The sequence below is a fragment of the Streptacidiphilus anmyonensis genome (genome assembly GCF_000787855.1).
In the GTDB taxonomy this organism is placed as follows: domain Bacteria; phylum Actinomycetota; class Actinomycetes; order Streptomycetales; family Streptomycetaceae; genus Streptacidiphilus; species Streptacidiphilus anmyonensis.
On the sequence record NZ_BBPQ01000001.1, the window covers coordinates 261,577 to 274,631 of the forward strand.

Below are 13,055 nucleotides of genomic sequence, written 5' to 3' on the forward strand. Positions count from 1 at the left end.
CTGCGGCTGGTGTGAACGCGGGACTGCCCCGGCCGTCACAGCGGACGGCCGGGGCAGCTTCACGCGGATGAGGCTCAGGCCTCGGCCTCGGCCTCGGCGGCCTCCTCGGCCTCCTCCTCGACGGCCTCGACCTGGGCGCCGATGACCTGCAGGACGACCGCGTCCTCGTCGACGGCCAGGGTGGCGCCGGACGGGAGGGTGATGTCCTTGGCGAGGATGGAGGCGCCGGCCTCCAGGCCCTCGACGGAGACCGTGACGGCCTCGGGCAGGTGGGTGGCCTCGGCCTCGATCGGCAGGGCGTTCAGGACGTGCTCGAGCAGGTTGCCACCGGGGGCCAGCTCGCCCTCGGTGTGGACCGGAACCTCGACGGTGACCTTCTCGCCACGCTTGACCAGCAGCAGGTCGACGTGCTCGATGGTGCGCTTGATGGCCTCACGCTGGACGGCCTTCGGCAGCACGAACTCCTGCTTGCCGTCGATCGGCAGGGAGATCAGCGCGTTCGGGGTCTTCAGCGCCAGCATCAGGTCGTGGCCCGGCAGGTTCAGGTGGACCGGGGCGTGGCCGTGGCCGTAGACGACGGCGGGGACCAGGCCGGCGCGACGGGCGCGACGGGCGGCACCCTTGCCGAACTCGGTGCGGGGCTCAGCGGCAAGGCGAATCTCGGACATGGAAGCGCTCCTTGTCTCGTTGTGAACGGGTGAGCGCTCGGCGGCCATCTCACACGTCTTGGAACAAGAAGCGCGTCGATAACGGAGTTTGTTTCTGTGTACCGGGGCACACAGAAAAGCTCCCTCGCCGGGCAGGTACCCCAGAGTACCCAAGCCCGCCGAGGGAGCCAAAACGATCAGTACGCCGACCAGGCGGTGCGGATCAGGCGCGCTCGTCGAAGAGGCTGGTGACCGAGCCGTCGTCGAAGACCTCGCGGATCGCGCGGGCGATCAGCGGGGCGATGGAGAGCGTGGTGACCTTGTCGATCTCCTGGGACAGCTCGCCCGGGGTCGGCAGGGTGTTGGTGAAGACGAACTCGCTGGCGCGCGAGTTCTTCAGACGGTCCGCGGCCGGGCCGGAGAGCACGCCGTGGGTCGCGGCGACGATGACGTCCTCCGCACCCTGCTCGAACAGCGCGTCCGCGGCGGCGACGATGGTGCCACCGGTGTCGATCATGTCGTCGACCAGGACGCAGACGCGGCCCTTGACGTCACCGACGACCTCGGCGGACATGACCTTGTTGGCCACGTTCGGGTCGCGGCGCTTGTGGATGATGGCCAGGGGCGCGGCCAGACGGTCCGACCACTGGTCGGCCACGCGCACGCGGCCGGCGTCCGGGGAGACGACGGTGAGCTTGTCGCGGTCGACCTTGGAGCCGACGTAGTCGGCCAGGATCGGCAGCGCGAACAGGTGGTCCACCGGGCCGTCGAAGAAGCCCTGGATCTGCGCGGTGTGCAGGTCCACGGAGATCAGCCGGTCCGCGCCCGCCGTCTTCAGCAGGTCCGCTATCAGGCGGGCGGAGATGGGCTCGCGACCGAGGTGCTTCTTGTCCTGACGGGCGTAGCCGTAGAACGGCATGATCACGGTGATGGTCTTGACCGACGCGCGCTTGAGCGCGTCGATCATGATCAGCTGCTCCATGATCCACTGGTTGATCGGAGCGGTGTGGCTCTGCAGCACGAAGGCGTGCGCGCCACGGACCGACTCCTGGTAGCGGACATAGATCTCACCGTTGGCGAAGTCCAGTGCCTTGGTGGGGACCAACTCGACGCCCAGCTGCTCGGCCACCTCGTGCGCGAGGGCAGGGTGTGCACGGCCGGAGAAGAGCATCAACTTCCGAGAGCCGGACGATTTGATCCCGGTCACTGCAACCGTCTCCTTGTTGCTTTGACACCCAGGTTTGCTGATCATCCGCAGGCGGACACTGGCCTGGCGCGGCCCTGTGGTGTGTGGATGACCACCAGGTTACGCGGCCGTGGAGGTTCCCGTCGCGCCCGGGTCGCCTCAAGGAGTGGTCGAAGCAGCCCCTTCGGCCCCGTCGGCCGCTGCCTTCGCAGCAGCCGCGGCCTGCGCCGACGCCGTCCCCGGACGCTTGCGCTCCACCCAGCCCTCGATGTTGCGCTGCTGCGGACGGGTCACGCCGAGCGCGCCCGCCGGGACGTCCTGGTAGATCACGGAACCGGCCGCCGTGTAGGCGCCGTCCCCGACCGTCACCGGGGCGACGAACATGTTGTCAGAGCCGGTCCGGCAGTGGGCGCCGATGGTGGTGCGGTGCTTGTTGACGCCGTCGTAGTTGACGAAGACCGAGGCGGCCCCGATGTTCGTGCCCTCACCGATCGTCGCGTCACCGACGTAGGTCAGGTGCGGCACCTTGGCGCCGTCGCCGACCACGGCGTTCTTCATCTCGACGTAGGTGCCCGCCTTGGCCTTCACGCCGAGCACCGTGCCGGGGCGCAGGTAGGCGTACGGGCCGACGTTCGCGCCCGCGCCGATCACCGCGCGCTCGGCTGTGGCATTGATCACAACGGCGCCCGCGCCGATCTCGGTGTCGCGCAGCGTGCAGTTCGGGCCGACCTCGGCGCCCTCGCCGACGCTGGTCGCGCCGTGCAGCTGGGTGTTCGGGTGGATCACCGCGTCCCGCTCGTAGGAGACCTGGACGTCCAGCCAGGTGGTGGCCGGGTCGACGACCGTGACGCCGGCCCGCATCGCGGCGTCCAGCAGGCGGTCGTTCATGATCCGGCGGGCCTCGGCGAGCTGCACCCGGTCGTTGATGCCCAGGATGTCGCGGTAGTCGCCCGCCACGACGGCGCCGACGCGGTGCCCCGCCTCGCGCAGGATGCCGAGGACGTCGGTGAGGTACTCCTCGCCCTGGCTGTTGTCCGTCCGGACCTCCGCCAGGCCCTGGGCCAGCAGCTTTCCGTCGAAGGCGAAGACACCCGAGTTGATCTCACGCACGGCGCGCTGCTCGTCGCTGGCGTCCTTGTGCTCGACGATCGCCTGCACCGCGCCGTCCGCGCCGCGGATGATCCGGCCGTAGCCGGTGGCGTCGGGCACCTCGGCGGTCAGCACGGTGACGGCGTTGCCGTCCTGGCCGTGGGCCGCGACCAGCGCCTGCAGGGTCGTGCCGGTCAGCAGCGGGGTGTCCCCGGTGGTGACGACGACGGTCCCGTCGAGGGCGACGCCCTCGGCGCCCAGCGCCTCCAGCGCGACGCGCACGGCGTTGCCGGTGCCGTTCTGCTGCTCCTGCACGACCGTGCGCACACCCGGGTCCGCCTCGGCCAGATGGGCCGTGACCTTGTCCCGCATGTGGCCGACGACCACGACCAGCTGCTCCGGCGTCAGTTCCCGGCCGGCCGCGACGGCGTGCCCGACGAGCGTCCGCCCGCACAGGGGGTGGAGCACCTTCGGCAGTACGGCCGACTTCATCCGGGTGCCCTCGCCGGCGGCGAGAACGATCACAGCGGTGGGAGTCATGGGACGCAGGCTCCTCTGCAGGGGGCTGACTCTTTCGAAGACCCCGAAGGGGCCCGCCGGGCCCGTCACACACCCACGAAGGGAGCCGCACAGACGTACCCGAACACAGTGAGGATAGCCGTCACCGGAGGGATCGATCAGAACCGATCAGAGGCTGTGCTCCGCCGCAAGGACTCGAACCTTGAAAACTGGATCCAAAGACCAGCGTGTTGCCAATTACACCACGGCGGATCGTCCGTCCACCCGTGCGGGCCGAACGGCGGCTCCTACTATGCCGTACTACCAGCCCTCCACGCGACGGTACGACCGGCGGCACGACCCGCGGTACGCCGGACATCCGGGAGTCGGCATCCGGCGAATTCCTGCGGTGACGGGAATTCTGACAATTCACCCGCTCGACACGTCCGGCGAGGGTGGGCTTCCACCGGCACGGGCACAGAACCTACGATGCCGTAAGTTACGGTTCCGTAGGTGAGGCCGAGGGGCGACCCATGACCAGCATGCCGAGCACAGAGACCGACCTGCGTCCGGTGGCGGACGCACGCCCGTCGATGGATCCGCTGCCCGACGCCACCCGGGGCGGCGAGCGCGCGAGCCTGCTCCAGCGGTTCGCGATCGGGATCTTCATCGTCGTCCCGTTCGCGGCGCTGGTCGCCGCCGTCCCGGTGGCCTGGGGGTGGGGGATCGGCTGGCACGACATCGCGATCGCGACGGTGATGTACTTCCTGACCTGCCACGGGGTCACCGTCGGCTACCACCGGTACTTCACCCACAGCTCCTTCAAGACCGCCCGCCCGCTGCGGATCGCCCTGGCGGTGGCGGGCAGCCTCGCGGTCGAAGGTCCGGTCGTCAGATGGGTCGCCGACCACCGCAAGCACCACAGGTTCTCCGACCGCGAGGGCGACCCGCACTCGCCGTGGCGCTACGGCGAGACCGTGCCGGCCCTGCTGCGCGGCCTGTGGTGGGCGCACATGGGCTGGCTGTTCGACGAGGAGCAGACGCCGCAGCAGCAGTACGCGCCGGACCTGGTCAAGGACCGGGCCATCCACTGGATCTCGCGTCAGTTCTTCGCCTTCACCATCGCCTCCCTGCTGCTGCCGGCGCTGGTCGGCGGGCTGTGGTCGTGGTCCTGGCAGGGCGCGGCGACCGCCTTCTTCTGGGGCTCGCTGGTCCGGATCGCGCTTCTGCACCACGTGACGTGGTCGATCAACTCCATCTGCCACGCGGTCGGCTCGCGCCCGTTCCGGTCGCGTGACCGCAGCGGCAACGTGTGGTGGCTGGCGATCCTGTCCTGCGGCGAGTCCTGGCACAACCTGCACCACGCCGACCCCACCTCGGCCCGCCACGGCGTGCTGCGCGGTCAGATCGACTCCTCGGCCCGGCTGATCCGCTGGTTCGAGCTGCTCGGCTGGGCCCGCGACGTGCGCTGGCCGAGCGCGGACCGGTTGGACATGAAGCGGGTCGCCGAGCCGACGGGCGCGGCCTCGCTGTAGCGCCGGACCAAGGAAGCGGGAAGGGCGACACGAACAACCAGAGCAACCAGAGCGAGCGGGAAACGAGCAAGGGCCCGACAGGCAGGGGCCCGAGAGGCAAGGGCCCGAAAAGCCGGAAGCGTCGGGCCGAGAGCGCCCGGAGGCGAGGGCCGGAGGAGCAGCGCGGCATGATGGTCCTGTGAACGAGAGCAGTGGCGACAGGGACGCGGGAGGCGACGCCCCCTCGTCCAAGCGGGGGGCGTCGACACGTCGGGGCACACGTGTGCGGATGAGCGGCAAGGAGCGCCGCGAGCAGCTGCTGGACATCGGACGGAGCCTTTTCGCGGAGCGAGGCTACGACGCGACGTCGGTCGAGGAGATCGCGGCGAAGGCGGGCGTCTCCAAGCCGGTGGTGTACGAGCACTTCGGCGGCAAGGAGGGGCTGTACGCGGTCGTCGTGGACCGCGAGATGCAGCTGCTGCTGGACATGGTCACCGGGTCGCTGACCGGTGGCCATCCTCGTGAGCTGTGCGAGGAGGCGGCGTTCGCGCTGCTGGACTACATCGAGACCTCGACGGACGGGTTCCGCATCCTGACCCGGGACTCGCCGGTGACCCAGTCGACCGGCACGTTCGCCTCGCTGATCGGGGACATCGCGAACCAGGTCGAGGACATCCTCGGCCTGGAGTTCAAGTCCCGTGGCTACGACCCGAAGCTGGCGCCGATGTACGCGCAGATGCTGGTGGGCATGGTGGCGCTGACGGGTCAGTGGTGGCTGGACGTCCGCAAGCCGAAGAAGGCCGAGGTCGTGGCCCATCTGGTGAACCTGGCCTGGCACGGCCTGGAGGGCATGGAGCGGCGGCCGCATCTGGTGGGCCGCCGCAAGGCGTAGCGCCGCGAGGCATGACACCGCCTGGCACAGCGCTGCGGGGCAGAGTGCTGCGAGGTACAGCGCTGCGCGACTTGGTGCTGCGTCCACGGCTGGACTCAGCGCGGCTCCAGGAACTCGATCCGGTTGCCGACCGGGTCGAAGGAGTAGAAGCGGTCATGGCCCGGCAGGTTGTCGTCCCAGACGACCTCCGCCCCGTTGGCTGCCAGCGTCTGCGCGTAGGCGTGGATGCCGCGGATCCGCAGGGCCGGGTGGGCCTTCTTCGCGGGCGTGAACGGCTCCTCGACGCCGACGTGGACCTGGACCGCGCCGTCGGCCGAGGCGAACCAGCAGCCGCCGCGCGCGGCGAGCACCGGGGGCTTGGGGATCTCGCGCAGGCCGAGCACACCGACGTAGTAGGCGCGCAGGAGGTCCTCGGCGCCCACCGGAGCGGCGAGCTGGACGTGGTCGAGAGCGACGATCATGGTCGGTCTCCTTCCGTTCTCGATCTTCAGTACTTGATCTTCAGCGTCTGGTCTTCAGCGCTTGACCGCGACGGCGAAGACGCGGCGGAAGGGCAGGACCGTCCCGTACGGACGGCGCGGGTAGGCGTCGTCGAGCAGTGCGGCGTACTCGGCGAGGAACGCGGCGCGCGCGTCGGGATCGGTCAGCGCGCCCAGGACGGGGCGCAGCCCGGTGCCGAGCATCCAGTCGAGGACCGGCCGCTCACCCTGGAGGACCTGGTGGTACGTCGTCTCCCAGACGTCGGCCGCACAGCCGAGACCGGCCAGCACGTCGAGGTACTCCCCCGGCTCCGGCGCGGCGGCGCGGTGCGGTCCGCCGACGCGCTCGGCCCAGCGGGGCGAGTTGCGCAGGTCGTGCAGGAGCGTGTGCGTCGGATTGTCGAAGTTGCCGGGCACCTGGAAGGCGAGCACGCCTCCGCTCGGCAGCGCGTCGATCCAGGCGGGGAAGAGCCGAGTGTGCCCCGGGACCCACTGGAGCGCGGCGTTGGAGACGATCAGGTCGGGTGCGTCCGCGGCCGGGTCGTACTCCGCGATGTCGCCGAGTCGGAACTCGACGCCGGCGGAGTCGGTCGCGCCGAAGTCGCGCCGCGCACGGTCGATCATCTCGGCCGAGTTGTCCACGCCGACGACGTGGGCGTCGGGCCAGCGGGCAGGAAGCGTCGCCGTGGTGTTGCCGGGACCGCAGCCGAGGTCCACGACGCGCGTCGGGGCGCCCGGGATCCGGTCGACCAGCTCGAAGAAGGGACGACTTCGCAGGTCGGCGTGGCGCAGGTACTGCTGCGGGTCCCACTGAACGCCTGCCATCGCGACCTCCAGGTATCTTGATATCGAGACATCTTCAGCATGGCGTCCGTAAATTCTTGATGTCAAGAGACTTCATGTCGATAGATATCCGACTACACTGATCAGCATGGAGGACGAGGTCGATCGGCTGGTCGCAGCATGGCGCCGGGAGCGCCCCGACCTCGACGTGGAACCTCTCGAGGTACTGAGCCGGGTCAGCCGGCTCGCCCGTCACCTCGACCGCGCCCGCCGTGCCGCCTTCGCCGAGCACGCGCTGGAGCCGTGGGAGTTCGACGTGCTCACCGCGCTGCGCCGGGCCGGCGCCCCGTACCAGCTCTCCCCTGGCCAGCTGCTGACGCAGACCCTGGTCACCTCCGGCACCATGACCAACCGCATCGACCGTCTGGCCGGCAAGGGCCTGGTCCAGCGCCTGCCCGATCCGGACGACCGCCGCGGTGTGCTGGTCCGGCTGACCCAGGGCGGGCAGGAGCGCGCGGACGCAGCCCTCTCGGGCCTGCTCGACCACGAGCGCGCGATCCTCGGCGAGCTGTCGACCTCCCAGCGGGGCGACCTCGCCGGGCTGCTGCGCCAACTCGTCGCCCCCTTCGACAACCTGACGGACTAGGGCAGCACCGGGCGGCCCCGCTCCCGCCACTCCGCGTTCCCCTGCTGCACGCCTCTTGTCAGCGGTTACCGGCCGGTTGTCTACTCCCTTCCCATGAGTCCGCGACAGCGCGGGCTCCCGAAGGGGGGACCACCCGATGACCGCACTGCCGCGGCTCGCGCGCGTACTGGCCGCAGCCGCCTGCTCCACCCTGCTCGCAGCCGGCCTGGCCGGCCCGGCCTTCGCCGAGGGCTCGACCTCCGCGACGGCGACGGCGCCAGCGACAGGAAGTACCGCGTCGTCGCACCACCGGAACCCCGACTACTACGTCTCGCTCGGCGACTCGCTCGCCGCCGGTTACCAGCCGAACATCGGGCACGACACGAACGTCTCCTACACCGACCAGCTCTACGCCCAGCTCAAGAAGCACGACCCGGACCTGGTCCACATCAAGCTCGGCTGCTCGGGTGAGACCACCGAGACGATGATCGCCGGCGGCATCTGCCACTACCCCGGCGCGACCTCGCAGCTCGACGCCGCCGTGAAGTTCCTGCGGGCGCACCGGGGTCACGTCAGCTACGTGACGCTCGACATCGGCGCCAACGACGTGGACGGCTGCCTGAAGGGCGGCGCCGTCGACGTCAGCTGTGCGCTCAAGGGCATCGCCACCGTCGCCGCGCAGGTCCCGCAGATCACCACCGCACTGCACCGCGCGGGCGGCAGCCACCCGCGCTACGCCGCGATGAACTACTACGACCCCTTCCTCGCGGTCTGGCTGACGGGCCCGGCCGGGCAGCAGGCGGCACAGGAGTCGGCGCAGCTGAGCGTGGGGCTGAACGACGCAGTCGAGCTCGGCCTGAAGGCGGGCGGCTTCCGGCTCGCGGACGTGTCGACGGCGTTCTCGACGCTGGACTTCACCGACCAGGCCACCCTCCCCGGCGTCGGCCAGGTGCCCCTGAACGTGGCGCGGATCTGCACATGGACGTGGATGTGCACGCCCTACCAGGACATTCACGCCACTCCGACCGGCCACGCGGTGATCGCGGGGGTGTTCCTGGACCTGTTCCGGCACCGCCGGCACTGAACGGCCGAGGCCCCTGCGGCCGGTCAGGCCGTCGCCCAGGCCGTCGCGCAGGCCCGTCGTCCGGGCCGCCCGGCGGCCGAGGCCGACCGGCTTCCCTGCTTCCCCCGGCTGCACCAGCTGATGTCTGATCCATCCCGTTCTGGTGTGCAATCATGAAGATTGCCCCAGAACGGGATGGATGCGCACGTGTCGACCGATAGTCCGGCCAGCAACCGTGAGAAATGGCAACGCCGAGCCGCTTGGGCGGCCATCTGGTATCTGCGCCTCGCCGCCGCGCTCAACCTGCTCGGGGCCTTCTCTGCGCCGTTCCGCCGCCAGGTCACCCGACACAACACCGGCGAGCTGTTCACGCCGTACCTGCTGACGGCCGGCTTCACCTCCGCCGCGCTCGCCTGGTTCCTGGCGATCATGATGCGACGGCGCAAGCGGGCCGCCTGGATCTTCAACATCGTGCTGTCCGGCGCCTACCTGCTGCTGGTCGCCCTGGCGCTGATCGTCGCGCCCGAGGTACGCGAGCACACCTTCAACTGGATCTCAGCCGCGATCAGCGCCTTCTTCGTGGCCGCGCTGCTGGTCGGACGGCGCGAGTTCCACGCGAAGGGCGACCGCTCCAACCCGCTGCTCGCCATCCTCACGCTGATCGTCGGCGGTGCCGTCGGCATGCTGATCGGCACCGCGCTGGTGACCGTCACCAACACCGCCACCGGCTCCACGCTGTGGGACCGGATGAACTACGCGCTGATGCGCGTCTACACCCTCGCCCCCGCCGGCTCCGAGCACGCGGGCGTGCGCATCCCGCACTGGGTGGACATCGCGATCAACGTGCTCAGCGTGATCCTCTTCCTGCTCGTGCTCTACGTGCTCTTCCGCGCCCCCAAGGGCAAGGAGTACCTGTGCGACGACGACGAGCGGCGGCTGCGGGACATGCTCGACCGCCACGGCGACCGCGACTCCCTCGGCTACTTCGCGCTGCGCCGCGACAAGAGCGTCGTCTTCTCCTCCAGCGGCAAGGCCGCCGTCGCCTACCGCGTGGTCGGCGGCGTCTCGCTCGCCTCGGGGGACCCGATCGGCGACCTCGAGGCGTGGCCGGGCGCGATCGACCAGTGGCTGGAGCAGGCCCAGGTGCACGCCTGGACCCCGGCGGTGATGGGCGCCAGCGAGGAGGGCGGCACCGTGTACGCCCGCCACGGCCTGAACGCGCTGGAACTCGGCGACGAGGCGATCGTCGAGGTGGACGAGTTCACACTCGACGGCCGCGCGATGCGCGGCGTCCGGCAGGCGCACAAGCGCGTCGGCCGCGCCGGCTACACCGTCCGGATCCGCCGCCACGCGGCGATCCCGGAGGACGAGATGGACGCGCTGCTGCAGCTCGCCGACCACTGGCGGGACGGCCAGACCGAGCGCGGCTTCTCCATGGCCCTCGGCCGTCTCGGCGACCCCGCCGACGGCCAGTGCGTGATGCTGGAGTGCCACGACGGCGAGGGCCGGCTGCGCGCCCTGCTGAGCTTCGTCCCCTGGGGTCGTGAGGGCCTCTCGCTCGACCTGATGCGCCGCGACCGCGAGTCCGACAACGGCCTGATGGAGTTCATGGTCATCGAGCTGATCCGGCAGGCCGACACCGTCGGCGTGAAACGGATCTCGCTGAACTTCGCCATGTTCCGCGCCGTCTTCGAGCGCGGCGGCAAGCTCGGCGCAGGCCCCGTCCTGCGCCTGTGGCGCGAGGTGCTGATCTTCCTCTCGCGCTGGTGGCAGATCGAGTCCCTCTACCGGGCCAACGCCAAGTACCGCCCGATCTGGGAGCCGCGCTACCTGCTGTTCGAGCGCAGCAGCGACCTCCCCCGGATCGGCATCGCCTCGGCCCGCGCCGAAGGCTTCATCACCGCGCCCAGCCTCCCCGCGCTGTTCAAGCGACGCCATGTCCCGGCGGCCGCGGCCGAAGCCGTGAGTGCGACCCCGGCCGCAGCCCCAGCCACAGCCCCCACCGCTCCGCGCACAGGAGCCGCGGCAGCCGCTGAGGCGGCTGAGGCGGCTGAGGCGGCTGAGGCGGCGAGCATGACGACCGGTGCTCCGGCCGGGAACCGGCAGGCCGGTCGTCCGAAGGACCAGGCCGGTGTGGCGGCCACGAACGGGCACGGTCGCGGACGCGCAGACGGACGCGGTGACGGACCCGGAGACCGTGACGCAGACGGCGACGGGCGCCGGGGCCGGGATCCGCGGCGGCCAGGGCAGGACCCCGGGCGCGGCGCCGCCGAGTCCTCGCAGACCTCCGCCGCCCCCGCCGAAGGTCCCGCACCGAGGGCGACGACTCCTCCGGAGTAGGCCGCTCCGCTGTCCGCCGCGTCCACCGCATCCGCCGGATCCGCCGTGGACCGACCTGCCACCATTCCGACTTATCGGACATTCCGGCTTACCGTGGAGAGAGGCATTCGTCCTCGAACTTCCTGGCACTTCCTCGAACATGCCTGGCCCCTGGAGGAACAGCGCGCATGCAGAGGGACGGAACGGCAACCGTCGGTGGTGGCGCGGGAGTGGCCCTGCGGTCGAGCTTGCGTGCCGCCGCGGAGCACGAGTGGGGCGCGCTGGCGCGCGCGATACGCAGCGGCCTGCGCGGGCGCGGCCTCGCGGCGATGCCGCTGACCATCTGCGCCACCCTCGCCATCCTCGCGTTCCAGGTCTGGCAACAGTCCCCGCGGGGTGCGGCGATCGTCGAGCAGGTGGGCGTGGTCCGCGCCTCGCTTCCTCTCGGTGTCGCGCTGTCGCGCACGCCCCTGTCGCTCTTCGTGCCCGCGCCCGACCTGCCGGTCTGGGGCGCGGCCCTCCAGGTGTTCCTCGTTTTCGGCATCGCCGAGCTCACCCTCGGACGCGTACGCACCCTGGCCGTCGGCTACGCGGCCACCCTCGCCGGGACCATGTACACACGCCTCGGCACCTCGATGGGGCCGGACCGCTTCTTCGGCCTCTCCTACAGCGCCGAGTTCGTCCGGGACACCGGCCCCTCCGTGGCGGTCGTGGCCCTCGCCGTCTGCATCGCCTGGCGCTACCGGGCGCTGGTGACGGGCGCGCTGGTCGTCGCCTCGATGGTGGCCGAGGCCCTGATCCTGCCGAACATGGCCGGCGCCGAGCATCTCGTCGCCATCCTCACCGCGCTCACCGTGGCCCTGGGCGCGGAACTGGTCCAGCGGCAGACGCGCCGCACGACCGCCGCACTCAACGCCGTCCTGCTGGTGCGGCGCCGGATCTGAACGCCGCTCCGTCGAGGGGCTCCGCCGTGGGGAGCGCAGCTCGTCCGGGCGGCCTCCCCACTACCGCCCGAGGTCAGGCGTCCGCCGGACCGACGCCCGCTCGGCGCGCGAGCGCGACGGCCGCCAGCGTCGAGTGGACCCCGAGCTTGCCGAGGACGTTCTGCATGTGCGTGCGCACGGTGTGCGGGGACAGGTAGAGCCGGTCCGCGACGGCCTGCCGACCGAGCCCCGCGACCATGCAGCGCAGCACCTGCTTCTCGCGGGGCGTGAGGGTGTCCACCAGCCGCTCGCTCTCGGTCCGGTCCCGGCGCGCGGCGGTCAGTTCGCGTATGACGCCGGTGAGCAGGCTCGGCGCGAGGTGCGTCTCGTCCCGCATCACGCCGCGGATCACGGCCATCAGCCGTCCGAGGGAGCTCTCCTTGGCCACCCAGCCGCCCGCCCCGGCCTGCAGCGCGCGCACCGCGCGGTGCGGGTCGTCCGCGGTGGCCAGCACGATCACCCGCAGCTCGGGATGGGCGGCGCGAGCCCTGGAGATCAGCGCGATTCCGTCGGCGCCGACCGGCCCGGGTGCCGCCGGGGGCTGGGGCGCGGCGCCAGCCGAGCGCCGCTGGGCGGGCAGGCGGACGGGTCCGCCGAGGACGGGCGCGGGCAATCCGGCGGCACCGGCGCCGACGCCCAGATCCGCGTCGACCAGCATCACCTGGAATCCGCGCGCCTCCGCCGCGGCACGTTCCAGCGCGCGCTCCGCACCCGCGGCGCTGCCCGCCGCGGCGACCTCCACATCCGGCTCCGCGGCGAGCGCCGTCGCCAACGCCTCCGCGAAGATCCGGTGGCCGTCGGCCACCAGCACCCTGATCCGCCCCACGCCCGCTCCCCCCGACGCAGCACCGCCTCCTCCAGCACCCAGCGTAGGGTCGCGCCCGCGATGACGCGGCGTTATCACCCGAACGAGCGCGGTCACCGATGCACGCGGGGAGACGGCACCACTCGGGGGGCGCAGAGCCGGACCGAGCGCC

At 71.2% G+C, this 13,055-nt stretch carries 11 protein-coding genes, 1 tRNA gene and 1 pseudogene; 6 read left to right on the forward strand and 7 right to left on the reverse strand.

The genetic code is table 11. From position 1 onward, the window contains the following. Positions 1-74: 74 nt before the first annotated feature. From TR50_RS01150 to TR50_RS01165, 4 genes are all read right to left on the reverse strand, one after another. Positions 75-668 (reverse strand): 50S ribosomal protein L25/general stress protein Ctc, encoded by a 594-nt coding sequence (locus TR50_RS01150; RefSeq protein ID WP_042412643.1) that lies wholly within the window; start codon positions 666-668, stop codon positions 75-77. 202 nt (positions 669-870) lie between these two features. Further along, on the reverse strand, positions 871-1,854 hold the full coding sequence (locus TR50_RS01155; protein ID WP_042371973.1) for a ribose-phosphate diphosphokinase: 984 nt from the start codon (positions 1,852-1,854) through the stop codon (positions 871-873). Positions 1,855-1,992: 138 nt separating this feature from the next. Further along, positions 1,993-3,462, reverse strand: coding sequence for a bifunctional UDP-N-acetylglucosamine diphosphorylase/glucosamine-1-phosphate N-acetyltransferase GlmU (glmU, locus tag TR50_RS01160; RefSeq protein WP_042412645.1), 1,470 nt, complete (start codon positions 3,460-3,462; stop codon positions 1,993-1,995). 159 nt (positions 3,463-3,621) lie between these two features. Next, positions 3,622-3,693 (reverse strand) — tRNA-Gln (locus TR50_RS01165). A gap of 260 nt (positions 3,694-3,953) precedes the next feature. Between TR50_RS01165 and TR50_RS01170 the strand changes: the two genes are divergently transcribed. Both TR50_RS01170 and TR50_RS01175 read left to right on the forward strand, forming a co-directional pair. Then, entirely contained in the window at positions 3,954-4,955 is a 1,002-nt protein-coding gene (locus TR50_RS01170; protein WP_042412647.1) for an acyl-CoA desaturase, read from the forward strand. A gap of 178 nt (positions 4,956-5,133) precedes the next feature. After that, entirely contained in the window at positions 5,134-5,826 is a 693-nt protein-coding gene (locus TR50_RS01175) for a TetR/AcrR family transcriptional regulator (protein ID WP_084699620.1), read from the forward strand. Positions 5,827-5,921: 95 nt separating this feature from the next. On the opposite strand, the gene TR50_RS01180 is transcribed toward TR50_RS01175, so the two are convergent. Next, on the reverse strand, positions 5,922-6,287 hold the full coding sequence (locus TR50_RS01180; protein ID WP_042412649.1) for a VOC family protein: 366 nt from the start codon (positions 6,285-6,287) through the stop codon (positions 5,922-5,924). A gap of 54 nt (positions 6,288-6,341) precedes the next feature. Then, positions 6,342-7,130, reverse strand: a complete 789-nt coding sequence (locus TR50_RS01185) for a methyltransferase domain-containing protein (protein WP_084699621.1) — start codon at positions 7,128-7,130, stop codon at positions 6,342-6,344. A 106-nt stretch (positions 7,131-7,236) separates the two neighbouring features. Here TR50_RS01185 and TR50_RS01190 point away from each other — a divergent pair, with 106 nt between their 5' ends. The 4 genes and pseudogenes from TR50_RS01190 to TR50_RS46430 all read left to right on the forward strand — a co-directional run bounded on the left by TR50_RS01190 (position 7,237) and on the right by TR50_RS46430 (position 12,039). Next, on the forward strand, positions 7,237-7,734 hold the full coding sequence (locus TR50_RS01190) for a MarR family winged helix-turn-helix transcriptional regulator (RefSeq protein WP_042412651.1): 498 nt from the start codon (positions 7,237-7,239) through the stop codon (positions 7,732-7,734). A 136-nt stretch (positions 7,735-7,870) separates the two neighbouring features. After that, positions 7,871-8,797 (forward strand): SGNH/GDSL hydrolase family protein, encoded by a 927-nt coding sequence (locus TR50_RS01195; RefSeq protein ID WP_042412653.1) that lies wholly within the window; start codon positions 7,871-7,873, stop codon positions 8,795-8,797. Between the two features lie 174 nt (positions 8,798-8,971). Next, positions 8,972-10,717 (forward strand): annotated as a pseudogene (locus TR50_RS01200) (phosphatidylglycerol lysyltransferase domain-containing protein); the annotation flags it as partial. A gap of 566 nt (positions 10,718-11,283) precedes the next feature. Further along, positions 11,284-12,039: a hypothetical protein gene (locus TR50_RS46430; RefSeq protein WP_052440540.1), complete on the forward strand. Its 756-nt coding sequence runs from the start codon at positions 11,284-11,286 to the stop codon at positions 12,037-12,039. A gap of 73 nt (positions 12,040-12,112) precedes the next feature. Here TR50_RS46430 and TR50_RS01210 read toward each other — a convergent pair whose 3' ends face one another. Continuing rightward, positions 12,113-12,904 (reverse strand): LuxR C-terminal-related transcriptional regulator, encoded by a 792-nt coding sequence (locus TR50_RS01210; RefSeq protein WP_042412654.1) that lies wholly within the window; start codon positions 12,902-12,904, stop codon positions 12,113-12,115. Positions 12,905-13,055: the final 151 nt, after the last annotated feature.